The sequence below is a fragment of the Meishania litoralis genome (assembly GCF_042611095.1).
Lineage (GTDB): Bacteria > Bacteroidota > Bacteroidia > Flavobacteriales > Flavobacteriaceae > Meishania > Meishania litoralis.
In genome coordinates, this window is record NZ_JBHFPV010000001.1 from 748,647 (window position 1) to 773,462 (window position 24,816).

Annotated in this window: 26 protein-coding genes; 15 read left to right on the plus strand and 11 right to left on the minus strand. The window is 43.8% G+C overall.

All coding sequences use genetic code 11. The features are described 5' to 3' along the window. The first annotated feature begins 17 nt into the window (after positions 1 to 17). The 13 genes from ACEZ3G_RS03380 to ACEZ3G_RS03440 all read left to right on the plus strand — a co-directional run bounded on the left by ACEZ3G_RS03380 (position 18) and on the right by ACEZ3G_RS03440 (position 13,181). Positions 18 to 2,414: a heavy metal translocating P-type ATPase gene (locus ACEZ3G_RS03380; protein ID WP_432424065.1), complete on the plus strand. Its 2,397-nt coding sequence runs from the start codon at positions 18 to 20 to the stop codon at positions 2,412 to 2,414. A 72-nt stretch (positions 2,415 to 2,486) separates the two neighbouring features. Continuing rightward, positions 2,487 to 2,705, plus strand: a complete 219-nt coding sequence (gene ccoS, locus ACEZ3G_RS03385; RefSeq protein WP_432424066.1) for a cbb3-type cytochrome oxidase assembly protein CcoS — start codon at positions 2,487 to 2,489, stop codon at positions 2,703 to 2,705. 12 nt (positions 2,706 to 2,717) lie between these two features. Beyond that, positions 2,718 to 4,919, plus strand: a complete 2,202-nt coding sequence (ccoN, locus tag ACEZ3G_RS03390) for a cytochrome-c oxidase, cbb3-type subunit I (protein ID WP_432424067.1) — start codon at positions 2,718 to 2,720, stop codon at positions 4,917 to 4,919. Positions 4,920 to 5,019: 100 nt separating this feature from the next. Continuing rightward, complete coding sequence (locus ACEZ3G_RS03395) at positions 5,020 to 5,217, plus strand: CcoQ/FixQ family Cbb3-type cytochrome c oxidase assembly chaperone (RefSeq protein WP_432424068.1); 198 nt, start codon at positions 5,020 to 5,022, stop codon at positions 5,215 to 5,217. Then, positions 5,214 to 6,173, plus strand: a complete 960-nt coding sequence (locus ACEZ3G_RS03400; protein ID WP_432424069.1) for a cbb3-type cytochrome c oxidase N-terminal domain-containing protein — start codon at positions 5,214 to 5,216, stop codon at positions 6,171 to 6,173. The genes ACEZ3G_RS03395 and ACEZ3G_RS03400 overlap by 4 nt, the downstream gene beginning before the upstream one ends. 54 nt (positions 6,174 to 6,227) lie before the next feature. Continuing rightward, the gene (gene ccoG, locus ACEZ3G_RS03405; RefSeq protein WP_432424070.1) at positions 6,228 to 7,646 is read left to right on the plus strand and encodes a cytochrome c oxidase accessory protein CcoG; all 1,419 of its coding nucleotides are present in this window, start codon (positions 6,228 to 6,230) and stop codon (positions 7,644 to 7,646) included. A gap of 6 nt (positions 7,647 to 7,652) precedes the next feature. Then, positions 7,653 to 8,099, plus strand: a complete 447-nt coding sequence (locus ACEZ3G_RS03410; RefSeq protein ID WP_432424071.1) for a FixH family protein — start codon at positions 7,653 to 7,655, stop codon at positions 8,097 to 8,099. Between the two features lies 1 nt (position 8,100). After that, positions 8,101 to 8,805 carry a sulfite exporter TauE/SafE family protein gene (locus tag ACEZ3G_RS03415; RefSeq protein WP_432424072.1) on the plus strand — a complete coding sequence of 235 codons (705 nt, stop codon included), beginning with the start codon at positions 8,101 to 8,103 and terminating at the stop codon, positions 8,803 to 8,805. A gap of 17 nt (positions 8,806 to 8,822) precedes the next feature. After that, positions 8,823 to 9,311, plus strand: coding sequence for a GTP-binding protein (locus tag ACEZ3G_RS03420; protein ID WP_432424073.1), 489 nt, complete (start codon positions 8,823 to 8,825; stop codon positions 9,309 to 9,311). A 58-nt stretch (positions 9,312 to 9,369) separates the two neighbouring features. Further along, positions 9,370 to 10,839 carry a vanadium-dependent haloperoxidase gene (locus ACEZ3G_RS03425; RefSeq protein ID WP_432424074.1) on the plus strand — a complete coding sequence of 490 codons (1,470 nt, stop codon included), beginning with the start codon at positions 9,370 to 9,372 and terminating at the stop codon, positions 10,837 to 10,839. A gap of 136 nt (positions 10,840 to 10,975) precedes the next feature. Beyond that, positions 10,976 to 12,247, plus strand: coding sequence for an acetyl-CoA hydrolase/transferase family protein (locus ACEZ3G_RS03430; RefSeq protein WP_432424075.1), 1,272 nt, complete (start codon positions 10,976 to 10,978; stop codon positions 12,245 to 12,247). 12 nt (positions 12,248 to 12,259) lie between these two features. Then, positions 12,260 to 12,760, plus strand: a complete 501-nt coding sequence (locus ACEZ3G_RS03435) for a ClbS/DfsB family four-helix bundle protein (protein WP_432424076.1) — start codon at positions 12,260 to 12,262, stop codon at positions 12,758 to 12,760. A gap of 16 nt (positions 12,761 to 12,776) precedes the next feature. Then, positions 12,777 to 13,181: a group III truncated hemoglobin gene (locus ACEZ3G_RS03440; RefSeq protein ID WP_432424077.1), complete on the plus strand. Its 405-nt coding sequence runs from the start codon at positions 12,777 to 12,779 to the stop codon at positions 13,179 to 13,181. Here ACEZ3G_RS03440 and ACEZ3G_RS03445 read toward each other — a convergent pair. The 9 genes from ACEZ3G_RS03445 to ACEZ3G_RS03485 form a co-directional block, all read right to left on the minus strand. Beyond that, on the minus strand, positions 13,178 to 13,960 hold the full coding sequence (locus ACEZ3G_RS03445; protein WP_432424078.1) for an ABC transporter permease: 783 nt from the start codon (positions 13,958 to 13,960) through the stop codon (positions 13,178 to 13,180). The two genes, ACEZ3G_RS03440 and ACEZ3G_RS03445, sit on opposite strands and share 4 nt — an antisense overlap. Further along, complete coding sequence (locus ACEZ3G_RS03450; protein ID WP_432424079.1) at positions 13,953 to 14,663, minus strand: ABC transporter ATP-binding protein; 711 nt, start codon at positions 14,661 to 14,663, stop codon at positions 13,953 to 13,955. The genes ACEZ3G_RS03445 and ACEZ3G_RS03450 overlap by 8 nt, the downstream gene beginning before the upstream one ends. Continuing rightward, on the minus strand, positions 14,660 to 15,898 hold the full coding sequence (locus ACEZ3G_RS03455; RefSeq protein WP_432424080.1) for a nitrous oxide reductase family maturation protein NosD: 1,239 nt from the start codon (positions 15,896 to 15,898) through the stop codon (positions 14,660 to 14,662). The genes ACEZ3G_RS03450 and ACEZ3G_RS03455 overlap by 4 nt, the downstream gene beginning before the upstream one ends. Next, positions 15,898 to 16,191 (minus strand): cupin domain-containing protein, encoded by a 294-nt coding sequence (locus tag ACEZ3G_RS03460; RefSeq protein ID WP_432424081.1) that lies wholly within the window; start codon positions 16,189 to 16,191, stop codon positions 15,898 to 15,900. Before ACEZ3G_RS03460 ends, ACEZ3G_RS03455 begins: the two co-directional genes overlap by 1 nt. A gap of 23 nt (positions 16,192 to 16,214) precedes the next feature. After that, positions 16,215 to 16,649 carry a nitrous oxide reductase accessory protein NosL gene (locus tag ACEZ3G_RS03465; RefSeq protein ID WP_432424082.1) on the minus strand — a complete coding sequence of 145 codons (435 nt, stop codon included), beginning with the start codon at positions 16,647 to 16,649 and terminating at the stop codon, positions 16,215 to 16,217. A 2-nt stretch (positions 16,650 to 16,651) separates the two neighbouring features. Next, on the minus strand, positions 16,652 to 17,245 hold the full coding sequence (locus ACEZ3G_RS03470; protein WP_432424083.1) for a hypothetical protein: 594 nt from the start codon (positions 17,243 to 17,245) through the stop codon (positions 16,652 to 16,654). 94 nt (positions 17,246 to 17,339) lie between these two features. Beyond that, entirely contained in the window at positions 17,340 to 19,244 is a 1,905-nt protein-coding gene (nosZ, locus tag ACEZ3G_RS03475; RefSeq protein WP_432425140.1) for a Sec-dependent nitrous-oxide reductase, read from the minus strand. A 75-nt stretch (positions 19,245 to 19,319) separates the two neighbouring features. Then, complete coding sequence (locus ACEZ3G_RS03480) at positions 19,320 to 19,907, minus strand: fasciclin domain-containing protein (RefSeq protein WP_432424084.1); 588 nt, start codon at positions 19,905 to 19,907, stop codon at positions 19,320 to 19,322. Positions 19,908 to 19,916: 9 nt separating this feature from the next. Then, on the minus strand, positions 19,917 to 20,429 hold the full coding sequence (locus ACEZ3G_RS03485; RefSeq protein WP_432424085.1) for a c-type cytochrome: 513 nt from the start codon (positions 20,427 to 20,429) through the stop codon (positions 19,917 to 19,919). 123 nt (positions 20,430 to 20,552) lie between these two features. Here ACEZ3G_RS03485 and ACEZ3G_RS03490 point away from each other — a divergent pair, with 123 nt between their 5' ends. Next, complete coding sequence (locus ACEZ3G_RS03490) at positions 20,553 to 20,984, plus strand: RrF2 family transcriptional regulator (protein ID WP_432424086.1); 432 nt, start codon at positions 20,553 to 20,555, stop codon at positions 20,982 to 20,984. A 73-nt stretch (positions 20,985 to 21,057) separates the two neighbouring features. Beyond that, entirely contained in the window at positions 21,058 to 22,449 is a 1,392-nt protein-coding gene (locus ACEZ3G_RS03495; protein ID WP_432424087.1) for a Gfo/Idh/MocA family protein, read from the plus strand. Positions 22,450 to 22,547: 98 nt separating this feature from the next. Here the strand turns inward: ACEZ3G_RS03495 and ACEZ3G_RS03500 are convergent, their stop codons facing one another. Together ACEZ3G_RS03500 and hemN are read right to left on the minus strand one after the other, a co-directional pair. Then, positions 22,548 to 23,369 (minus strand): universal stress protein, encoded by an 822-nt coding sequence (locus ACEZ3G_RS03500; RefSeq protein ID WP_432424088.1) that lies wholly within the window; start codon positions 23,367 to 23,369, stop codon positions 22,548 to 22,550. Positions 23,370 to 23,386: 17 nt separating this feature from the next. After that, positions 23,387 to 24,748, minus strand: coding sequence for an oxygen-independent coproporphyrinogen III oxidase (gene hemN, locus ACEZ3G_RS03505; RefSeq protein WP_432424089.1), 1,362 nt, complete (start codon positions 24,746 to 24,748; stop codon positions 23,387 to 23,389). Between the last annotated feature and the right edge of the window lie 68 nt (positions 24,749 to 24,816).

Sequence of the window (24,816 nt, forward strand, 5' to 3'; positions counted from 1 at the left end):
AGGTATAAGCAAATATAATGGATAGACGCAATTGCTATCATTGTGGTGATGATTGTGGCAAAGACCCGATCGAATTCGACGAAAAAGAATTCTGTTGCAACGGCTGCAAGACGGTTTACGAAATTTTTTCAAGCAATGACCTTTCGCAATATTATGATATTCAGGCGGCAGCGGGCGCTACCCCAAACTCCATCGAGGGAAAATACGATTTTCTCGACAATCTAGACATTATCGAAAGATTGACGGAATTCAATGATAATGGCCTTCAGATCGTAAATCTTTACATTCCGCATATTCACTGTAGTTCGTGTATCTGGGTGCTTGAAAACCTTAAAAAACTCAATGCCCATATTACCGATTCGCAAGTTGATTTTCCTAAAAAAACAATACGCGTATCGTACAAAAGCACCGATATTTCACTTAAGGAATTGGTCGTATTACTGGCCCGTATAGGTTATGAACCTTACATTTCGCTGGATGATTTCGACAACGAGAAAAAAGGAAACGATCGGAGCCTGGTCTACAAATTGGGGGTTGCCGGCTTCGCCTTCGGCAATGTAATGTTCCTTTCCTTTCCCGATTATTTTGACTTGTCATCAAGTACCGAATCTGGTGGCGAGTTTTGGCTCAACCGCTATGAGGATGTTTTTCGTTGGCTGATGTTCGCTTTTTCGCTTCCCGTTGTCTTTTATGCCGGAAGGGATTATTTTATTTCGGCCTACAAGGGCCTCAGCTCTAAAATATTGAACATAGACGTACCTATCGCGTTGGGTATTCTCGTACTTTTCATGCGCAGTACCATAGAGATCATCTTCGATTGGGGAAGCGGCTTTTTCGATTCGTTGACCGGATTGGTGTTCTTTTTATTGTTGGGCAAGTTCTTTCAGCAGAAGACCTATTCGTTTCTTTCTTTTGAGCGCGATTATAGATCGTATTTTCCGATTGCCATAACCCGTATAACCTCGAACGGTAAGGAAGAAAGCACCCAGGTTCATCAAATCAAGAGGGGTGATCGGTTGCTGATCCGCAATGGCGAATTGATTCCGGTCGATGGAATCCTTATCAGTGGAAATGCGCGCATTGATTATAGTTTTGTCACCGGAGAATCGCACCCGGTACGCAAGGAATCGGGCGACAAGGTTTTTGCAGGTGGCAAACAATTGCAGGGCGCCATAGAGATGGAAGCCCTTAAATCGGTTTCACAATCGTATTTGACGCAACTTTGGGGCAATGCTGTTTTTCAGGAAGATAAAGCGAGTAAATTCCAAACCTTGACTGACAGTATCGGCAAGCGATTTACGCTGGCTGTATTGACAATAGCGACCGTGGCAACGGCCTTTTGGCTTTATTTCGACCCGGGCAAGGCCATGAACGTATTTACGGCGGTGCTTATTATAGCCTGCCCTTGCGCCATTGCCCTGGCCGCACCATTTACCCTGGGCAACATGTTGAGAATATTCGGCCGAAAAAAATTCTACCTAAAAGATACACGAACAATCGAACAATTGGCCCAGATCGACACGGCGATCTTCGACAAGACCGGAACCATCACGACCACAAAAAGAAGTACGGCGACTTACGAAGGAATGCCGTTGACGGCGCAAGAAGAGTCTCTTTTGAAAAATACGCTTCGCGCTTCGAACCATCCATTGAGCAGAACGCTATATGAATTGTTGGCCGAACAGAATATCTATACATTGGATGAATACGAAGAACATTTGGGCAAAGGCGTCGAAGGCACGAAGGGTGACGGAAGTATTAAGATCGGATCGGCGGATTTTGTCGGAAACCAGCAACCATCGGATGTATTGAACACCTCGGTGCATATTAGCAGCAATGATAGCTACAAAGGCAAATATATATTTCACAATCAATATCGAGACGGTGTTTCGGAAGTCTTTCAAGCAATGTCGGAAACGTTGAATCTCGCTGTTCTTTCTGGGGACAATGCGGGCGAGAAAACGAGACTTGAAACACTGCTCCCGAAACTTACCCCTTTCTATTTCAACCAAAAGCCCGAGCATAAATTAAGGTTCATAAAAGCTTTACAAGAAAAGAACAAAAGAGTGTTGATGGTAGGTGACGGACTGAACGACGCGGGCGCCTTGGCTCAGGCCGACGTAGGTATCGCCATTTCGGAAAACGTCAACGTTTTCTCCCCTGCCTGTGATGGAATTTTGGATGCTTCGAAATTTCGGCAATTGTACGCTTATATCCTCGCGTCCAAAAAAGCAATGAAAATTATCAAGCTCAGCTTCGTACTGTCGTTACTATACAATCTGGTCGGACTCTATTTCGCGGTAACGGGCCAATTACAGCCCGTAATAGCTGCAGTTCTAATGCCACTGAGTTCGATTAGCGTAGTCGCCTTTGCGACCTTGATGACCAATTTATTGGGAAGAAATTTGAAATAATCCATGAACATGATATATGTCATGTTTATTAATAAAGCCGCTATGTAGTTTTACATCCGAATTCAGGTAGGTATGAGTGTTATTTATGTGTTATTGACAATCAGTATTGTTGTAGCCGTTATCTTCTTCGCAGCATTTATTTTGTCCGTCAAAAGTGGACAATACGATGATTCTTATACTCCATCGGTACGTATGCTGTTCGATGACGAATTGGTCAAACCTACAACGATTCAGGCTTCATCAAAAAAACTGAAAAACAAAAAACCTAACAAAGAAAAACCAACTAAATAAAAAAGTTTGATTATGGAAGTACAGCAGTTCTATTATGATAACAAGATCGTAAAAAAATTCCTCTATGCGACAATGCTGTGGGGTATAGTGGGTATGACCGTAGGCCTATTGTTGGCCTTTATGTTCTTATTCCCGAATATGACCGATGGCATATCTTGGTTGAGTTTTGGACGTTTACGGCCATTGCACACCAACGCGGTTATTTTTGCATTCGTGGGCAATGCCATTTTCGCAGGCGTATATTACTCCACCCAACGTTTATTAAAGGCACGTATGTTCAGTGATTTGCTGAGCAACATCAATTTCTGGGGCTGGCAATTGATAATCGTTGCCGCGGCCATCACCTTGCCTTTGGGCTACACCACCTCTAAAGAATATGCAGAACTTGAATGGCCTATCGATATCGCCATTGCCTTGATCTGGGTCGCTTTCGGTGTCAACCTGATCGGTACAATGATCAAGCGCCGGCAACGTCACCTATATGTTGCCATTTGGTTTTACGTTGCCACTTTTGTAACGGTGGCGGTACTCCATATTTTTAACAGTCTCGAACTTCCGGTAAGTGCCTTGAAAAGTTATTCGGTCTATGCTGGTGTTCAAGATGCCCTGGTTCAGTGGTGGTACGGTCATAACGCGGTGGCATTCTTCTTGACCACTCCTTTTTTGGGACTCATGTATTATTTCGTGCCCAAAGCGGCAAATAGGCCTATCTATTCGTATCGACTGTCGATCGTTCACTTTTGGTCCTTGATTTTTATCTATATATGGGCCGGCCCTCACCATTTATTGTATTCCGCACTACCTGATTGGGCACAAAACCTTGGGGTCGCCTTTTCGGTTATGTTGATCGCACCTTCTTGGGGCGGTATGATAAACGGATTACTTACCCTTCGTGGGGCATGGGACAAGGTTCGTACCGACCCGACTTTAAAATTTATGGTGGTCGCCATTACCGGCTACGGTATGGCTACTTTTGAAGGGCCGATGCTTTCCCTTAAAAATGTGAACGCTATCGCTCACTTTAGTGATTGGATCATTGCCCACGTACACGTAGGGGCCCTGGCCTGGAACGGTTTCTTGACCTTTGGTATGATTTATTGGTTGGTACCGAAAATGTTCAAGACACGATTGGCTTCGGTCGGATTGGCAAATTTTCACTTTTGGATAGGCACCTTGGGCATCATTCTTTATGCATTGCCGATGTACGTCGCAGGTTTCACCCAGGCCTTGATGTGGAAGGATTTCAATCCTGATGGCACGTTGGTCTACGGCAACTTTTTGGAAACGGTCAACGAAATCATACCCATGTATTGGATGCGTGCTATCGGCGGAAGCCTATATATTATTGGTGCCATTGTAATGATCTACAATGTCGTGGTCACCATCCGTTCAGGCAGCAAGGTCGAGGACGAACTTGCCGAGGCTGCTCCATTGACACGTGTGGCCAAGCATAGAACCGCCGGGGAGACCTTTCATACCTGGTTGGAACGTAAACCGATCCAACTGACGATTTTGGCCACCGTTGCCATTTTGATCGGGGGCATCATCCAGATCGTACCGACAATTTTGGTCAAATCGAACATTCCGACCATAACAAGTGTAAAACCCTACACCCCATTGGAACTGGAAGGTCGCGACCTGTACATACGCGAAGGTTGTGTGGGATGCCACTCTCAAATGATCCGGCCTTTCAGAAGTGAAGTAGAGCGTTATGGTGAATATGCCAAAGCGGGAGAGTTCGTATACGACCATCCCTTCCTATGGGGCAGCAAACGTACAGGCCCCGATTTATTAAGGGTCGGTGGGAAATACTCCGACAACTGGCACTTGAACCACATGTACGACCCGCAGAGTACCTCTTCAGGTTCCATTATGCCCGCCTATCAATGGCTGGTACGCAATAAACATGACCGTAGCGGAATAGAGGCCAAGATGAGGGCCATGGTCTCGTTGGGTGTTCCCTACTCGGACGAGGATATTGCCAATGCCCAGGCCAATATGGCCGAACAGGCCGAGCAAATAGAGAAAAACCTTTATACGGATCCCGATTTTGCCAAGACTTATGAGGCCGACAAAAAATATGCCGCCGAAAACGGTCAGGAATTCGTGGAAATGCGCGACAGGGAAATCGTCTCGCTCATAGCCTACCTGCAACGTTTGGGTACGGATATCAAAGTAAAGGATACTGACGAAATGCTATCTCAAAATAAATAGGATATGGGATGTTCGACATCGGATTAAAGAAAAGAGGACGATATTTTTCAACGATCCAGTCGAACATCCCACTTCTAAAATCTAACATCTAAAAAGAGTCATGCTAAAATTTGTAAAAAACCACATGGAGAGTATCGAAGGTGTAGCTACCTACCCCATGATATCGCTACTTATCTTCTTTGTTTTTTTTGCGCTGCTTTTTTGGTGGGTATTTACCGCCTCGAAAGCGTACATCAAAGAAGTCAGCGAACTGCCTTTGGAAAATGATAACAACCAACCTAAAGAAGATTTATTATGAGAACGAATATTCCTTGGTGGATACGCATCCCCGTACTGTTTTTCCTCATTCTCGGACTGATGGAATACTTTATAGATTCCGGTGACAAACCGGCCTTTATCGAATACCCGATCACCCAGTTCTTCATGTTGATGGTATTGTTGATCTTGATCGCCATCGAATTAATTCTGAATTCGGTTGAAAATGTGATGTTCCAATCAATGACCAAAGAGGCACAGACCCGTTATCTCGAATCGAAGTCAAAGGCCTGGGAATGGGAATGGGGCAAAAATTTCTGGAAAAAAATCACTGGAAACAAACCCATCGAGAAAGAGGGCGAAATCATTCTCGATCACAATTACGACGGTATTCGTGAATTGGACAACAATTTGCCGCCATGGTGGGTCTGGATGTTCTATGCAACCATTATTTTCGGTGTCATCTATTTGGTAAGGTTCCATATTTTTAAAGATTACGACCAAGATTTGGAGTATGAACAGGAAGTAGCCGCTGCCCAATTGGAAATCGAGGCCTACAAAAAAACGGCCAAAGGTTTGGTAGATGCCAGTACCGTTGAGCTTTTGACCGATGCAGCCGACATTAGCGCGGGCAAGACGGTTTTTGAAAACAACTGTGTAGCCTGCCATATGGCCGATGGCGGTGGCGGTATCGGGCCGAACCTGGCCGACGACCACTGGATCTTGGGAGGAGGTATTAAAGAAGTATTTACGACCATATCGGAAGGCGGTCGCGACGGCAAGGGTATGATTTCATGGAAACAAACCCTTAAACCGGTCGAAATGGCACAGGTAGCAAGCTACATTTTGCAAGAAATAACCGGTACCACGCCCGCCAATCCGAAAGCTCCAGAAGGTGAGCTATGGGTAGATCCGAACGTACCGAAACAGGAAATTCCCGAACAGGTCACTGATTCGACCATAGTCGTAACCGACTCGACAACGGTGGCGATCAATTGATTACAATATTCCCAATGAGGTCGTGAGGGACTAGCTGAGCAGAAGGAAAAAGAAATGGCACAGGATCAGGAAAATTTTAGGGATTCCATCGGCACCATTAAAGAAGATGGCAAAAGGGCTTGGGTTTTTCCTAAAAAACCGAGTGGCAAGTTTTACAACTACCGAAAATACGTCAGCTATTTCTTGTTGATTTTCTTGGTGACCTCACCTTTTATAAAAATCAACGGTAACCAGTTCTTGATGTTCAATGTTCTTGAACGTCGTTTCAACATTTTCGGTTTCCCGTTTTATCCACAGGATTTTCACCTCTTTGTAATCTCGATGATTATCGGGGTCATTTTTATCGCCCTGTTCACCGTAGCTTTCGGGCGTATTTTCTGCGGATGGATGTGCCCCCAGACTATTTTTTTGGAGATGGTCTTTCGAAGGATCGAATATTGGATCGACGGCGACCGCGGCGCACAGATCAAATTGGACCGCCAACCTTGGAATGCGGAGAAAATCAGGAAACGGGTATTAAAATGGACGATTTTCTTTATCATTTCATTTATCATAGCCAATGTTTTCTTGGCCTATCTCATAGGTAGCGATCGCCTAATCCAATACATCACAGACGGGCCGTTACGCCACATCAGTACAATGGTCTCACTATTGATCTTTACGGCAGTCTTTTATTTTGTGTTCGCATGGTTCAGAGAGCAGGTCTGTATCATCGCTTGTCCGTATGGACGAATGCAGGGCGTTCTATTGGACAACAAATCGATTGTCGTAGCCTACGACCATAAAAGGGGCGAAGGTGAAAACGGTCGAAAAAAATGGCGAAAGAACGAAGACCGCCAGGCACTCGGCCATGGCGATTGTATCGATTGTTCTCAATGTGTGAACGTTTGTCCGACGGGAATAGATATCAGAAACGGGACCCAGCTTGAATGCGTAAACTGTACCGCCTGCATCGACGAGTGCGATACCATAATGGAAAAGGTAAACCTCCCAAAAGGGTTGATCCGCTATGCCAGTGAAGACGAGATTACCAAAAAAGAAAAATTCAAGTTCACCCCGCGCCTGAAAGGCTATACCGCCGTATTGACCATTTTGACAGGGGTATTGATCGGTATGCTTTTCTTGAGAAACGACCTAGAGGCCAACATTCTAAGGTTGCCCGGGCAGTTATACGAACACAAGGAAGGCAATATTATAAGCAATGTATATACCTATAAGTTGTTGAATAAAACTACCGAAGATGTCAAAGATGTTACCTTTAGATTGATATCCCATAAAGGAGAAATCAAACTGGTACGCCACGAAAGTTTCATTGTACCTGCCGAAGAATTGGCCGAGGGCACCTTGTTCATCGAAATCAACGCATCTGAACTCAATGGTGATAAAGACAAACTGAAAATCGGGGTCTATAGCAATGATAAATTGGTCGAAACGACAACTGCAAGATTTTTGGCGCCGAGAAGCTATAATTAGAATACTATGAAAATAAATTGGGGAACAGGCATCGTAATCGCTTTCATCGTATTCATAAGTTTTATACTATTCTTTGTAGTTCGCATGGCAACCGATGATCGCGCCAATCACGATTTGGTCACAAAAGATTATTATAAAGACGAGCTTGGTTACCAAAAAGAAATCGACGCAGAGACCAGTGCCAAGAATGCCGATCTCAAATTAAAGTTAAAAAGAACACCTGACGGGTTGTTGGTCGTCTTTCCTGAGAAGGTAGATACTAAAAAGTTAGAAGGCAATGTGTTCCTATATAGACCATCCAATAAGCACTTGGATTTCGACTTACCCATAAGTTTATCCAATTCACATTTGCTCATACCTGACAAACGCCTGTTGGATGGTCGCTGGGACATAAAAATCTCATGGAAGTATCTAGGAGAGGAATATTTGCACAAAGAAAGTATAACCTATTGAAATGCTGTTATCCGCAATAATACTGGGTCTTATGGGAAGCCTCCACTGCGTGGGCATGTGCGGCCCCATTGCCTTTATGCTTCCGGTAGACAGGTCGAACAATTTTAAAAAATTCGGTCAGATATTTATCTATCATTTCGGAAGGCTCATGGCCTATGGCATTATCGGGCTGGTTTTTGGTCTCGTGGGCAAAGGCCTGTATATTTTCGGAATGCAACAAAAACTATCGATTGCAATCGGTGTCTTGATGATCGTTATAGTACTCGTTCCTTACAGAACATTTGCCAAATACAACTTTTCAAAGCCGGTTTATAGAATTATATCGAGTATAAAAAACCGTCTTGGTCAAGAGCTCAAAAAGAAAACCCCGGATACATTTCTGACCATTGGATTTTTAAACGGATTCTTGCCATGCGGCCTTGTCTATATGGCCTTGTTCGGCGCCATCGCTATGGGTAACGCCGTTGAGGGCAGCCTATACATGGTATTGTTCGGGTTGGGAACTATTCCCCTCATGACCAGTGCCATCTATTTCGGAAACCTTCTTAAAGTAGGGGCTCGAAGAAAAGTACAAAAAATGATTCCGGCCTTTGTGGTCCTGGTGGCCCTACTTTTTATATTGCGCGGTCTCGGTCTGGGCATACCGTACGTGTCGCCCAAACCCGTTACCGAGATGATTACGGCAGAAGTGCAATGCCATAACTAGAACATAACTGCTAACATGTGAAAACCATACCGAACGACATTGTACTCAGGCCGCGGTTTCAGTTAGAAGTTCCCGACCATCACGAGAAACTGCTTAAGGCTTTTGAAGACTCAGAGGTCAAACCGTTTCTGGTAAAAAGGTTGGACGAGCATATTTTTATAAAGTTCAATGCGAAGCACAATCATTTTTGGTCTCCACAATTACATTTAGAGATTGTCGAAATGGATGAAAACAATAGTCGGCTCTTTGGTATTTTCGGGCCCAACCCCACCCTATGGACCTTTTTCATGTTCCTGCATTTTGGCGTTGCGACCATATTCATCATATTAGGAATTTGGGCCTATTCAAGTTCTTCATTGGGCAAATCGTACACCCTTCAACTAGCCCTTATGGGCTTTATGGTCGTTTTGTGGGTCGTGCTCTATTTCTTCGGAAGGGTGGGCAAACATAAAGGAAAACCGCAGATGCATGAGCTTTACCAGTTTATGTCGAGGGTTTTGACTTGAAAATTTTTTAAATCATGGCATGGTTCATATATTTAACGCCCAAATACTCGAACACTAGATGAAACACATTTTTTTATTTTTACTGATAGCGAGCCCATATTTTTTTACGCATGGCCTTTATGCGCAAGAAGTCGAGGCGAACGAACCGACCGGTATAGAGAACGTAGCCTATAAATGGGGCAAGATGGCTTTGGATGCCACGGCATCCGACACGGAGCGTTTCAAACCAAGACCGACCATAACCTCCCGTTATTTAGGCCTGATTTTCGTATCCATTTTCGATGCATGGTCACGCTATGATGAAAATGCAGTTCCTGTGTACTTGAAGAATGTAGACCGGAGACCCGCAAAAGAACATAGTATTGGCAACAAAGAAATCGCCATAAGCTATGCCGCTTTTGGGGCAATGAAGGAATATTATTATTCCGATACCGAAATGTTCCGAAAGCTAATGGTCGAACTGGGTCTCGATCCCGATAATGTCTCCATGGATCCAAATACGCCCGAAGGCATTGGCAATCTTGCGGCAAAAGCGGTCATCGAAGCCCGAAAGAACGATGGTAGTAACCAGTACGGTGAAGTAGAAGGATCTAACGGCGAACCCTATTTTGACTATACGAACTACAATCCGGTCAACACTGCCGACCTAAATACGGATATCAATCGTTGGCAACCTAAATACTTTTCAGACGGAAAAGGCGGGCAATATGCTCCTGGTTGCCTTACCCCTTTTTGGCAGCATGTAAAACCGATAACCTTGAAGTCTGCCGATCAGTTCAGGCCAGGCCCTCCGCCAATGGTAGGTTCTGAACAACTTGAAAAGGAAGTCAAAGAAGTCATCGACCTACAGGCCAACCTTACCGATGAAGACAAAGCTTTGGTAGAATTTATGCGTGATGGACCACAGTCGGTACAACAGGCGGGACATTGGTTAAAATTCGCCCAAGATGTTTCCAGAAGGGACAACCATACTCTCGACGAGGATGTAAAAATGTATTTTCTTGTTGAAATCGTCGCAATGGATGCCTTTATTGCCTCATGGGATTCTAAGATGTTCTATGACTATGCGCGGCCGTACGCCCTCGTACACGATTACTATCAAGATCAGGTCATCAAAGCATGGGGCGGACCCGGAAAAGGTGTGATAGAAATGCAGGGCGATCAGTGGCGACCTTATTCGCCCGATATCTTTTTATGTCCGCCCTTCCCTAGTTATACTTCTGGCCATAGTACTATTAGTGGGGCTTGTGGAGAAGCGCTCAGGCTTTTTACAGGAGACGATTATTTTGGTGAGCAGGTCGAACTGATTCCCGGCTCGATGACCGAAACCGATTCGAAAAATTTCGGCGAACCTGTCATACTCAAATTCCCAACTTTTACAGAAACGGCCAATATGGCCGGTATATCGCGTGTCATGGGCGGTTACCATATTCAAGCTGATAATGTAGCAGGACTACAATTAGGTCGTGATGTGGCAGCCGAAGCTTGGAAGTTCTATAACAGTCATTTGGGCAAACCTATAAACTAACACAGATTGTTGCAATTTGAAGGGGAGACCATTGGTTTCCCCTTTTTTGTTACCAGCATCTTGAGAAACATGACATAGCTCATGTTTTTAGTGGGTATTCCTATTGAAATTTGCCCCTTCAAATTATTCCAAAAAAATGAAGATTGTTTCAAAGGCCGAGGCCGTATCAGTAATACGTTCTGGCGATCGCGTGTTCGTTCAAGGAGCGGCAATGACTCCCAACGAACTGATCGACGCATTGTGTGAACGCTATGTAGAGCTTGAAAACGTAGAAATCATCTCAATACATACAGAGGGAGAGGCCCAATATACTCAAGAACCCTATTGTAAGGCTTTCAACCTCAACTCATGCTTTGTCGGAGGAAATGTCAGAAAAGGGGTAAATACGTTTCGGGCAGATTACATTCCCATCTTTTTGAGCGAGATTCCCCTTCTGTTCAAACAGAACATTCTACCTTTAGACGTAGCCATCGTTCAGGTTTCACCGCCCGATAATCACGGGTACTGTTCGTTGGGGGTGTCGGTCGATGTCGCACTTCCCGCCATCAGAACGGCCAAAAAGATAATCGCGCAGATCAACCCTCAAGTGCCCCGGACCCATGGTACGGGTATCGTGCATACCAACCAAATTGAACTTGCTATCGAAGTGAACCGGCCCATTCACCAACATGAACCTACGGAGATTACTGAAATAGAAAATAAAATAGGTGTCCAGGTAGCTTCGTTAATCGAAGACGGGGCGACCTTGCAAATGGGTATCGGCAACATTCCGAATGCCGTACTGTCAAACCTGAACAACCACAAAGACTTGGGCATTCATACCGAAATGTTTTCAGACGGAATATTACCGTTGGTCAAGAGCGGTGTGATCTCGGGCGAGAAAAAAGTGGTCAAAAAAGGCAAGATAGTCAGTTGTTTTGCGGTAGGCTCCCAAAAACTATATGATTTTGTAGACGACAACCCGATTTGCGATTTTAGGGATTCGGGCTACACCAATGATACGGCCCGAATAAGAAGAAACCCGAAAGTTACGGCCATAAACAGTGCCATCGAAATCGACCTGACCGGCCAAGTATGCGCTGATACCATTGGAAGCTATCAATTTTCAGGTGTCGGCGGTCAAATGGATTTTATTCGCGGCGCCTCACTTTCAGAAGGAGGAAAGCCTATTTTTGCAATATCGTCGACCACAAAGAAAAATGTCTCCAAGATAGTACCCTTTTTGAGGCAAGGTGCCGGAGTGACGACCACAAGGGCCCATGTACATTATGTGGCCACCGAATATGGCGTCGTCAATCTTTTTGGCAAAAACCTCAAGCAAAGGGCGAAGGCGCTGATCTCGATTGCACATCCAGACCATAGGGAAGTATTGGAAAAGGCCAGTAGCGAGCGGTTAATAGAGAAATAAAACAATTGAAAAATGGCAAGACCGAAGACCAAAGAAGAACTGTTGACACTAAGTCAAAAAAACTTCGAAAAATTATTCAACTTTATTGAAAGTTTTTCAAAAGAAGTACAATTGAAGTCTTTTCGCGAGGGCACCTTGAACAGAAATATCGGTGACGTACTGGCACATCTGCACCACTGGCACCTTTTGCTATTAGATTGGTACAAAATAGGAATGGCAGGAAAAAAACCGCAGATGCCGGCCGAGGGTTATACATGGAAGACCATGCCAGAGCTGAACAAAGAAATTCAATTGAAGTATCGCAAAACCGGTTTAGATGAGGTTAAAAAACTATTGAAAAGCTCGTTTGAAGAAGTTCAAAATATCATCAAAAATCACTCAAATGAAGAACTCTTTACAAAGAAAAAGTATCACTGGACAGGAAGCACCTCATTAGGAGCCTATTTGATATCGGCTACCTCAAGTCATTATGATTGGGCCTTAAAACTCATCAAAAAACAAATGAAAAACTAATTTTGAGATATCGGACGTGGAAAACGATCAAGAAAAAAAGGATATTATAAATAGGGATGATGTTTCGCGATTGGTGACGACATTCTATGGAAAAATCCGTAAAGATGATACACTCGGGCCCATATTCAATACTATTATCACCAACTGGGAAGACCATTTTGAACTGCTTACCGATTTTTGGGAAACCCAACTTTTTCTTCGACGGAAATATCATGGCAACCCCGTAATCGCCCATCAAAAAGTCGATGAAAAAATAGGACATTCGATTACCCCTGAACATTTCGGGCTTTGGCTTAACCTTTGGTTTGCGACCATCGATGAACTTTTTGAGGGCGAGACTGCATGGATCGCCAAAAATAGGGCGCAGAAAATGAGCACGATGCTGTTCATGCAAATCTATCAACATCGTAAGAAGACTTAGAAATCTTTCTTCTTTGACTTATACGCGAGCCGAAAAACTGGCAAAATCGTCCAGAAAAGTAATACCCCCATTGCCACCGTCAACCCCAGGTTTGTACCGAAGAACTGTTTGAAAACAGCCCCGGTATATCCCAACAAGGCCGAAATATCCAACTTTAGCAAAATCAAGGTCCTTGACAGGTCGATAGGGTTGAACATCGTTGCCGCCAACGAAAATGAATCTAACGGATATTCCTCAAAGACAATAAGCGACAATAAAAAGAAACCGTCATAGATAACCGCCAAAAACAACCATAATAGAACGGCGTACCCAAAACCCTTGATTTTATTTTCATTTGAAATTGCAATATTAAAGGCCAAAGCGGTAAAAATGAAGGTCAAGAAAGACCCGATGATCAAAAGCAGTGAAAAATTCCAAATAGCTTCACTTCTGAACAGTCCATATAAAACAAAGGGTATGCCCAAACCCAATGCCAAACTTAAAGTCAGCGATCCGGCCACACCGAAATACTGCCCCAAAAATATAGTGGACCGTTTTAGGGGTTGGGCCAGCAATAACTCGGTAAATTCTTTGGAGCTGTAAAAATACATGACCCCGAATATCGTACCGATCAACGGTACTAACACGATAATGACGTTCATTAATGTGATTACCGCTTTCGAGAGATCGTTGTTAAGAAACAATAGCACAAAACCCAAAGCGAGGTAGAACAGAAAATACACATAGCTCCAACGGCTTCGTATCAGATCATAGAAACTATATTTCAATATTTTAAACATCGGCGCTATTTATCGAGATATCGGCTATGGCATGCTCAAAATCAGTTTGGCCCGTCTTGTTTTTCAGTTCTTCTATACTGCCCTTAAAATATATCTTGCCCTCTAAAAGATATATGATCTCATCGGCCATTTCTTCTACAAACCGCATGATATGTGAAGTAATCAAAATCGTTTTGCCCTTCTGTTTTCCTTCAAGAATCAACTCCTTTAAACGGATCAAAGAGGCTGGATCCAGTCCCGTGGTAGGTTCGTCCAAAATCATTAGCGGGCCATCGAACATAAAGGTCAAGAGAATGTTCACTTTTTGCTTGGTGCCGCCCGAAAGAGTACTTAATTTTTTATCGAGAAAAGGTTGCATGCCGAACAGGTCGATCAACCGCTCTTCATTGCCCTGTTCGCGTCGAAGATCCTTTATCATTCGAATAAGTTCTTTGACCCTTAGGTTTCCGGGAAAATTGGCAATCTGCGGTAGGTAGTCGATTTCTTGACGGTATTTCCAGCTATTCTTGATGTTGGTTTCCAAGACCGAAATACTACCTTTATTAGGAACGACCATGCCCAAAATGCTTTTGATGAGGGTCGTCTTCCCCGAACCGTTCGGACCAAGAACGGCAAAAATTCCTCCTTTATCTATCTCAAGATCCACCCCTGACAGCACTTGGTTCTTACCGAACTTTTTATGAAGGCCTTGAATTTTGATCATCGTAATGGTTTTATTAGGGGGTTGGCATCCAATAGATTATCAGGGGTAAATATGGGGGACACCCTTTCAGAAAAGTCGATGATATCCATAAACAGACTACGCAATAGCACAATGGTTTCGGGGGTGCGGTTTACGACATATGAAAAGAGCTTCACCGGTCGATAAGGTATATCTCCGATCCCATTCTTATCAAGGTCATAGCCCGTATAACCACTCCAATAGTTACGCTCGAACTTATTGTCGTTCAAGTTGCTATTGTACGAAATATCAAAAGAATTGTATAAAAAATTGTTGTTTACGAACGAATTGGTGTAACAGGCCCCACGCACCTTGATGGCCCATCCGTTTTTGACGAAATCATTGTTTTTGTATTCGATCCGATTCGACCCCTCGATGTTGATGCCGACGGTATTTTCTTCGAAGGTATTGCCATTGATCTCGGCATCGTTGATTTCTTTCAATAACATTCCGAACGAAGCCGTACCCCAATTTTTTCTAAAGGTATTGCCCTGCATCTTTATCTTCTTCGAGAACATAACGGCGACACCGGCCCCGTTGTTCTCGAAAATATTCTCGGTATAGATATCATCGTTCGAAAACATGAAATGTAGTCCGTATCTGAGGTTGTTCGAGCTGATGTTGTTATGAATTGTAATATTGTCTGAGAATTCAAGATAAATGCCATCTCGAACATGCTGCACAATGTTCCGTTCGACCGTCACGTTCTTCGAATACCAAAGCTGAATGCCATTGCCCGAATTATACTCATCGACCGCGTCGCCAATAATCTTGTTGTGATAGACCCTGCCATTCTTCGACTTTTCAAGATAAATTCCGAAAAAAAGCTTTTCCAGCACAACGTTTTGAATCAGGAAATTTTCACTTTCGACGACTCTAATGGCCGCATAATCGGCGGTATAGCTTGTACCTACATTGATGATAAAAAGTCCGTCGACTGTGACACTATCGGAAACGATGGTAATGATCTCGCCTTTATCGTCGCCATCGATAACGGGATAATCTTCACCCAATAGCGTCAATGGTTTGTCGACCTTTATATTGAATTCCTTATAGGTGCCCTTTTTGATCAACAGGGTATCAAAATCGGAAGCCTGGGCCACGCCCTCCCTTATGGTCGTTACGGCACAAGATTTACAGATTTCAATGGTCTGGCACCATAAATGATTCCCTAATAAAAGAAAAAAAAGGGCGAAAATGCCGTCGGAACATTTCATTATCTGATAATAAGGAATTTTGAATTTTCGTTGGCCCGTACCCAATGCTTCTCTTCTTTTGGAAAACTGAAGTATTGCCCATTTTTCAACTGGAATTCTTTATCATTGATATAAAATACCATATCGCCTTCGAGCATAATCAAATGGGCATCGGAAGGCGACGAATGCTCAGGAAAAATGGCATCTTTCTCCAAACTGATGCTCAAGATTTCAAGTGCATCGGTCTTGGCCAATTTCACAACGTTCAGTTTGTTGAAAGGTTGTTTTCCGATCTTATCGTTTTTAATATACATTTTCTTGTTATTGTTATCTTCGATCAGTCTTTGAACCTGTCCATTAGCTCTTCCCATGAATAAATCTCACCTTCATGTTCCACTTTTGACTTCTGCGCTGCGCCGATGGTTTCAAAGGCAGTTAAAAACTCCCCCATCGGACTTGGAATTCCCTCGCTCACCAAATAAGTTGCTTTTGTTGCATCGATCAATTCTCCGGGTGCATTGTAATCATTGACCAAAAAAATAGCGATTTCGGAATTATCGATATCCCCCAAATGGTTCATCATACATTCAGAAGCGTCAAACTTGAAGACCTTACCTTTTTTGGTAACAATTTGGGCGGCATGTTGTTGGTCGACTATGGTCATGCTACAAAAATAGCAAGCATCGGATCCATAGTTAATCTCTTCAGGGGCGACCTTACAAGAGGCGAGAACCAAAATCAAGAATCCTAATAAAAATGTTTTGTTTTTCATATTTAAGCCTGAAATCTATTTTCCTTTCTTCCCACAAAAAAGGCGACCAACCCAAGTACGATGCCTAAACCAAGACAATAGGCTCCCAACTGTGGATACGAGTGTGCCCTGAAGTTCAAGATATCCTTAGTACCAAATAATGGAGGTTGAAAGCCCATTGGCGTGCCATCTTCATTGGTGAACTTCATAATTGCCCTCGGATCTAGATTGTGACCGTAATCGTGTTCCCAGAGATAGAAATCAATAAGCCCCGCCGTACTGACCAAGACCATCATGATAAACCAGTATAGAAACCATTTGTAATTGCCTTTCCATGCAACGAACAAACCGATGAGCGTGGTCAAGATTATACCGATAGGAAAAATCTTGAACTCGGGAATGGCATCGGGAATGTACTTCATGCCCACATAATGGTTCATCAGATTGATATTCTTGATATCGTGCGGATTGGCATCGGCAAAGTCATTGATATAGATATCCATGCCCAAAGGGGTTGGATACTGTGGGGCTTCTAAGGTAATATTCCATAACGGGAACAAAAAGAGCATCAATGGCAATAAGGCCCCCAATAGCATTATGATTCGCGATTTCTTCATGGTAAAGACATTTACTATCATTTAAATAAAAAGCGGGAAGGTCTTGGAACTCAACCCGCTTTTCTGCTTGAAAAAAGTACTCTATAGGGTTAATCTATTCGCCCAAAGACCATTTCAGGTCAATGTTCGAATCAGCAGGGGACACCCTTACATACCCCTGCATTTCTTGATGCAATGCCGAACAAAAATCGGTACAATAAAATGGCCACACGCCCACCTGCTTAGGTTCCCAAACAAATGTTTCGGTCTGCCCGGGCATTATCAAAAGCTCTGAGGTATTCGCACCGATCATGCTTACACCGTGTGGTACATCATAATCTTGTTCCAAATTGGTCACATGAAAATAAACCTTGTCACCGACCTTGATTCCCTCGATATTATCAGGGTTGAAATGGCTGCGGATCATCGACATGTATACATGTACTTCTTTTCCGTTGCGTTCTACCCGCACATCGGCATCAGAGGTCGTAGCATATTCATGCTTGTTCTTTGATAACTCGTAAATCTTTTTGGAACGTTCTTTTACAATATCAGCGGCAATACCTGCTGCATAATGGGGCTCACCGACAGTAGGGAAGTCCAATAACAGTTCCATTTTCTCTCCCGAAATGTCATATAGCTGTGCCGATTGGGTTACTTCCGGTCCGGTGGGCAAATACCTGTCTTTGGTAATCTTGTTCATGGCCACTACATATTTACCAAATGGCTTCCTTGAATTGCCTCCGGGTATCATCAAGTGCCCTACGGAATAATAGCATGGTTGCCTGTCGATGACTTCCCAAGTACCTACATTCCATTTTACCACCTCCGATGAGATAAAGAAGGTTGTATAGGCATTTCCATTTCCGTCAAATTCGGTGTGCAATGGCCCAAGTCCACCACTTTTGACCGTTCCGGCCAAGACATCCTCAAATTTTAGGATTGGTATGCCATAGGCATCTCCATCGAATTTTTCCCCTTCGATGGCCGCCAACATTTTGGTAAATGAGTGTACCGTCAAATCGGCTGACAATTTACCGTTACCAACAATATACTCACCTGTCGGATCCACGTCACAACCATGGGGTGACTTAGGGGTGGGCAAGAAAAATACGGCACCGGGCACTTCGGTGGGATCGACTACCAAAACCTCTTTTTTCATGGTAGAAGTTGCCGTATGGGTTTCTTCATCATATACGTTGTGCGCATAATTGGCGGGCATTTTTGTTCCCCCGCCATTGTTCACATATTCCTCGATTTTCTTCCAGTTGACGGCGGCTATAAAATCCTTGTCGTTTTGGGAAGCGTTTACCTCCATTAGTGTACTTGCCTCTTCGGTATTGTATGTCGTGAAGAAGAACCAACCATGAGAAGCCCCCCTACCGGGATGGGACAGGTCGTAGTCGAAACCGGGCATCAACAACTGGAATTTGATATCCATACCCCCATCTTCAGGATTGACACTGATAAATGAAAGTGCCCCTTTAAAGTTGCCCTTGTACTCGTTGATCGGCATATCGCGTTGTGGCACGGGAACCGAAAAACGGGTTCCGGCGACGACATACTCTGTATTCTCGGTAACGAAGGATGAACTGTGGTTACCGGCACTATTCGGAATTTCGATAATCTCCGTGGTCTCGAAAACACTTAAATCGATTTTTGCGATACGTGGAGTATTGTTGCCGTTGATGAAGACATAACGCCCGTCAAGTTCACCATTGGTCTGCGAAATATCGGGGTGGTGTGAATCGTCCCAAGGCACAAAACCATGCGAGGTGTTCAGCATAGGCTTGGTTTCCTCGTTATAGCCCCACGCCTTCTCGGCATCTTGTGAAAAAACGGGAATCACTTTAAAAAGTCTTCCCGATGGAAGTCCGTAAACTGACAATTGTCCACTGAACCCTCCAGAGATAAAAGCGTAGAACTCATCATGCTCACCCGGGTTTACATATACCCGTTCTGCCGCATTGGAAGTCAACGCTCCACTGGTCGTTTTGCTCTTGGGCTGACAACTGCTCATTATGGCGGCCACCCCCAAAATACTCATTGCTAAATATGCTATTTTCTTCATTTCTTATCTTTTATTTATTGGTTGTTATTCTTCGGAGGGGGGTAAGATGACTTTGTCGACCACATGCACGATTCCGTTACCTGCTTTTACGCTTGCTATGATTTTGGCGCCTCCTACATATACATCATCACCTTTTACTTCAACAGTAGTATTTTGATCATTGGCCTGACCCAGTTTTTTGAATTTCTTCAAAAAATCTTTACTGTAGTTACCTGGCGTCACATGATGTTTCAAAATATTGGCCAAGGCATCTTTATTCTCGGGCTTCAATAAATTTTCCACGGTACCTTCGGGCAACGCATCAAAGGCGGCATTGGTAGGTGCAAAGACCATTAACGGACCCGCGTTGACCAGGGCATTTTCCAACCCTGCGGCCTGTACCGCCGCGACAAGGGTCGTGTGATCTGGCGAACCTATTGCAATGTTCAACACATTGGGCATAGATTCGTCATCTTTGATAAAGGCCTGTCCCGTTTTTTCGGTTTCCTCTGCCTCTGCAACGGCAGGTGCCGTTTTGGGGTTCTCGTTCTTGGACTCGTTTTTACAACCGCAAATCAATAGCAGCAATAAAAACGACCCAAACAATGTTTTGAGGTTGGTGATTGTTCTCATATGTTCATATTATTTTAAGGTTCTAAAGAATTCCAACACACTTCTCGCCTGCTCTTCGGTCAAGCCTTGGTTGGCCATAGGAGCCCCGTTGAACTCCGTCAAAAGGTCTTTGGCCAAAGGATCGTCTTTGACCATACCTTCGGGGTTCAAAATCATGTTCATCACCCATTCTGGACTACGCCTTTCAAGAATTCCATTCGGAGCAGGACCGATAAACTTTTTACCGACCCTATGACAGGCCAAACACATTTGGTTATATACTTCCTCACCTTTTTTGGCCATGCCCTCATCGATTTCAGCGGGAAGATCGAGCGAGGTTATCGGGCCGACACCCTTGTTAGACAGGTCGATTCTTTCCGATGCAGGTGTTGCATCTGCGGCAGGGGCAGCGTCAGCCGGTTTTTCGGTCGCGGTCTTTTGACGATCGACACTGAAACCTTCTTTTTTCTTATCTTCCTTCCCTCCACAACTTAGTATAAGCATGGATAAGAATAAAGTGAAACCTTTGAGTACTATTTTCATTTCGTGCATTTTAATTGATTAATTGCATCAAAAGTAGTGGGGCACATGAACTATAAATATGACTTTGGTCATGTTTAATATAAAAAGATATTTTTATCCTTTATTTTTGAAAAAAGAAAACAAATGCTTTCCAATTCATCAAAATACGCTCTAAAAGCCGTTCTATACTTGGCGGTCAATTCTACCGAAAACCACAAGATATTGGTAAAAACCCTTAGTAGCCGGATCAATGTTCCGAAGGCCTACCTATCTAAAATACTACAGGAACTCTCGAAACACAATCTAGTATCTTCCACAAAGGGGCCAAAGGGCGGATTTTACCTGGCCGAAGAAAATCGAGAGGTGCGACTCGTACAGATTGTCAACACAATTGACGGAGACAATCGATTGACTTCATGTTTGCTGAGTTTGAACCAGTGCAATGCAGACTATCCGTGTCCCTTGCATGACCTGGCCGGGAAGGCCAAGAGCAACTTTTTGAAAAATCTCGAAGAAACGACAGTTCAAGATTTGGTTTTCGATATTGCATCGGGCAAATCGTTTTTACCACTTTGAACATCCATATTTTGTCACGCACTTCAAAATTGTGTATTTTACTAATATCTTTGACCGTCTGAAAAATAAAAAAATGAAAAAGAACAACTCGCGCAGGTCATTTCTTAAGAAAGCGACGATCGGTACAACGGTATTGGGTGCTTCACCAATGGTTTTTGCTTCTTCCCTTAAGCAAACACTACCGCTGAGCAGAACGTATGAACCAGCATTATTTTCGCCCAACGACCAAATCAATCTAGGCCTTATCGGGGTCGGCATCCAAGGTATTTACGACACCAAATCGGCCCTGCAAGTGGCCGGTGTGAAATTGGTCGCGGCCAGCGATCTCTATACCGGTAGGTTGGATCGGGCAAAAGAACTTTGGGGAGCCGACATATTCGTTACCCGTGATTATCGAAAATTGCTCGAACGCAAGGATATCGACGCCGTAATCGTCGCCACCCCTGACCATTGGCACAAAAAGATTGTCGTAGATGCGCTAAAAGCCGGCAAAAATGTGTACTGTGAAAAACCTATGGTACAAAAATGGGAAGATGGGCAAGAAATTATCGCTACCCAAAAATCTACTGGAAAATTATGCCAAATAGGAAGTCAAGGCATGTCATCATTGGGTAACGAAAAAGCAAAACAGCTCTACGAAGATGGGGCAATTGGCGACATCGTCATGCTCGATTTCTATAATGACCGCTACTCGGCCGAAGGCGCGTGGCAATATCCAATTCCTCCAGATGCAAGCCCTGATACCGTCGATTTCGATACTTTTTTAGGAAGTGCACCAAAAGTACCCTACGAAGCCAAACGGTTTTTCCGATGGAGAAATTATAAGGATTACGGAACGGGGGTTGCAGGCGACCTTTTTGTTCACGCCTTTTCAACGCTCAACTATGTCATCAGTTCAAAGGGTCCGAACCGTGCCCAGGCTACGGGAGGTCTGCGCTATTGGAACGACGGCCGTGATGTGCCCGATGTCAGTATTACGCTCTACGATTACCCAAAAACGGACACCCACGCAGCCTTTAATGCGGCTTTCCGTATTAATTTCATCGCCGGTAGCGGAGGGGGTGGCGGTTTCAAGCTTATAGGCACCGAAGGTGAAATGGAGGTCGGTCAAAATTCAGTGACCTTACGACGTTCAAAATTGGACATGGTACCCGACGGATATTCGATGATAGCCTATACCGAGGCCACACAGAAAAAAATAAGCGATGCCTATGCAGCGCAAAATCTCGAACCTAGATCAGGGGCCTTGAAAACGGGCGAAACAAAATGGGAGGCCCCGAATGATTATAAAGGAGGCCATTACGATCACTTCTACAATTTTTTTCAGGCCATTCGTGGAAAGGGCCAAATAATCGAAGACCCTACTTTCGGCCTTCGGGCCGCCGGGGCCGCACTTTTGGCCAATGATAGCTACTACCAGAATCGCCCAGTCAATTGGGATCCGATCGCTATGAAAACAGTCTGACAAAAATCACGGCGACAACATTCAATACAATAGGGAACCCCGACGGGGTTCCCTATTTTCACATCAAATAATTATTGCCAGCAAAGAGCGGACAACCACTATATTTTAAAGGTTACAACAGGCAAGTCCGAATGATTGGCAATATCTTCACCAATACTTCCCATAAAGAAATGGGAAAGTCCCTTTCGGCCATGAGTAGGGATACCGATGGCATCGGCCCCACTGTTTTCACTGTAGTTCAGAATACCTCTTTCGACCGAATAGTCATTATAAATAGACACTTCGATACCTACATTAGCCTTGGCCAAAAATTGATTTATTCGCTCATAGGTATCGGCAGTGCTCAAAAAACTATCTCCAGGAGTATTGACATATACCATATCCAAATCTGCGGAAAGCATATCGGCAAACGCCTTGGCTTTCTGAAAGGCAAGGAGGTTCTCTTCTTTGAAATCCGAGGCAAAAACAAAGCGGTCCACTTTGAAGTCTTTTATCTCTTTTTTTATGACCAGCACAGGAATATCTGCATTTCTGACCACTCTTTCTGCGTTTGAACCAACAAAAATTTCCTTGAGACCGTCTGTTCCATGAGAACCCATTACGATCAACTCGGCATTATGTTCTTTAGCCACTTCATTGACTTCACTGAAAACCTTGAAGTGTTTGATGATCGGGGTAAGTTGAATTCCTTTAAGATAAGGCTTGTCCAAAAACTTGTTGAAACGTTTTTCGGCCAACTTTATTAGAAAAACAGTCTGTTCAGGATGAAAGCCCTCAGACGATGAAATCATTGCCTGGTTGAGCTCCAACATATGAAGCGCCAATATTTCCGAACCGTGCTTTTTAGCCAATGAGGCTGCTACCTTTAAAGCGTACTCGGATTGTTCCGAAAAATCCAAAGGGACTATTATTTTTTTCATCTTTCTCTGTTTTAGGATTAAACTGTCATGGAAAACAACTGGGTTTCCGGCTTGTTTCTATGTAGCAAAACGTCAAAGGCCATACAAATGTTGCGAATAAAAGGTCGTCCTTTTTCGGTCACATCGATATGATTTTCAGAAACGACCACCAATCCGTCGGTTTCCATTTCGCGTAATCTATCCTTGACTTCGTTCAATTTATCAAAATACATATCTTGGCCTGCCCAAGAAGATTCGAAATGGCACATTAAATTCAAAATATGTTTTCTTACGACCTGGTCTTCCGAAGTCAATATGTGCCCCCGATAAATAGGTATGATATCATTTTCAACCAAATGTTGGTACTCTTCGATGCTCTTTACGTTTTGGGCAAAACTGTACCAACTATCACTGATGCTCGAGGCGCCAAGACCTATCATCAATTGGGTCTTTGAGGCCGTATAGCCCATAAAATTTCGGTGCAATGCACCTGACTGCATCGATTTGTAGAGCGTATCGCCTGACAGTGAGAAATGATCCATTCCTATTTCATGATAACCAACTTCCGCTAAAAGTCGTTTCCCTTTTTCATACTGAGCCCTTTTTTCTTCGCCCGTAGGTAAATCGGTGTCCTTATAACCTCTTTGGCCGTTGCCTTTCAACCAGGGCACATGGGCATAGCTGTAAAATGCCAATCGGTCCGGCATCAAATCCTTGGTCTTTAAAATGGTCTGTTCGACATGTTCCATTTTTTGAAAAGGAAGACCGAAAATAATATCATGGCCTATTGAAGTATATCCGATTTCGCGGGCCCAATCGGTAACTTCTTTGACCTTTTCAAAAGGCTGTACGCGATGTATCGCTCTCTGAACGAACTCATTGTAGTCTTGAACGCCAAAACTCACTCTTCTAAAGCCGACATCGTACAAAGTCTGCAAATGTTCTCTAGAGGTGTTATTGGGGTGGCCTTCGAAACTAAATTCGTAATTATCGGCATGATCGGCGTTTCTGAATATTCCATTGATCAGACGTTTCAAGTTGTCTGGTGAAAAGAAAGTAGGGGTGCCCCCGCCCAAATGTAATTCTTTGATCCTTGGCCTTGTTTCGAAAAGATCGCAGTATAACCTCCACTCTTTAAGAACGGATGTTATATACGGACTCTCAACATCATGACGTTTGGTAATGCGTTTGTGGCATCCGCAGAAAGTACACATGCTTTCACAAAATGGGAGATGTATGTACAGGCTTATGCCCTCAGAGGCATTACCTTCATTAAAACTCTGCTGTACCGTAGATTTCCATTTCCTGCCCGAAAATGTTTCCATATTCCAATAGGGCACCGTAGGATAGCTTGTATAACGTGGTCCTGGGATATTGTATTTTTGAACGAGGCTGCACATAGAATAGAATTGCTCATTACAAACTTACGTGCACTTTACGCTACAAAACATGATAAATATCAGTTCGG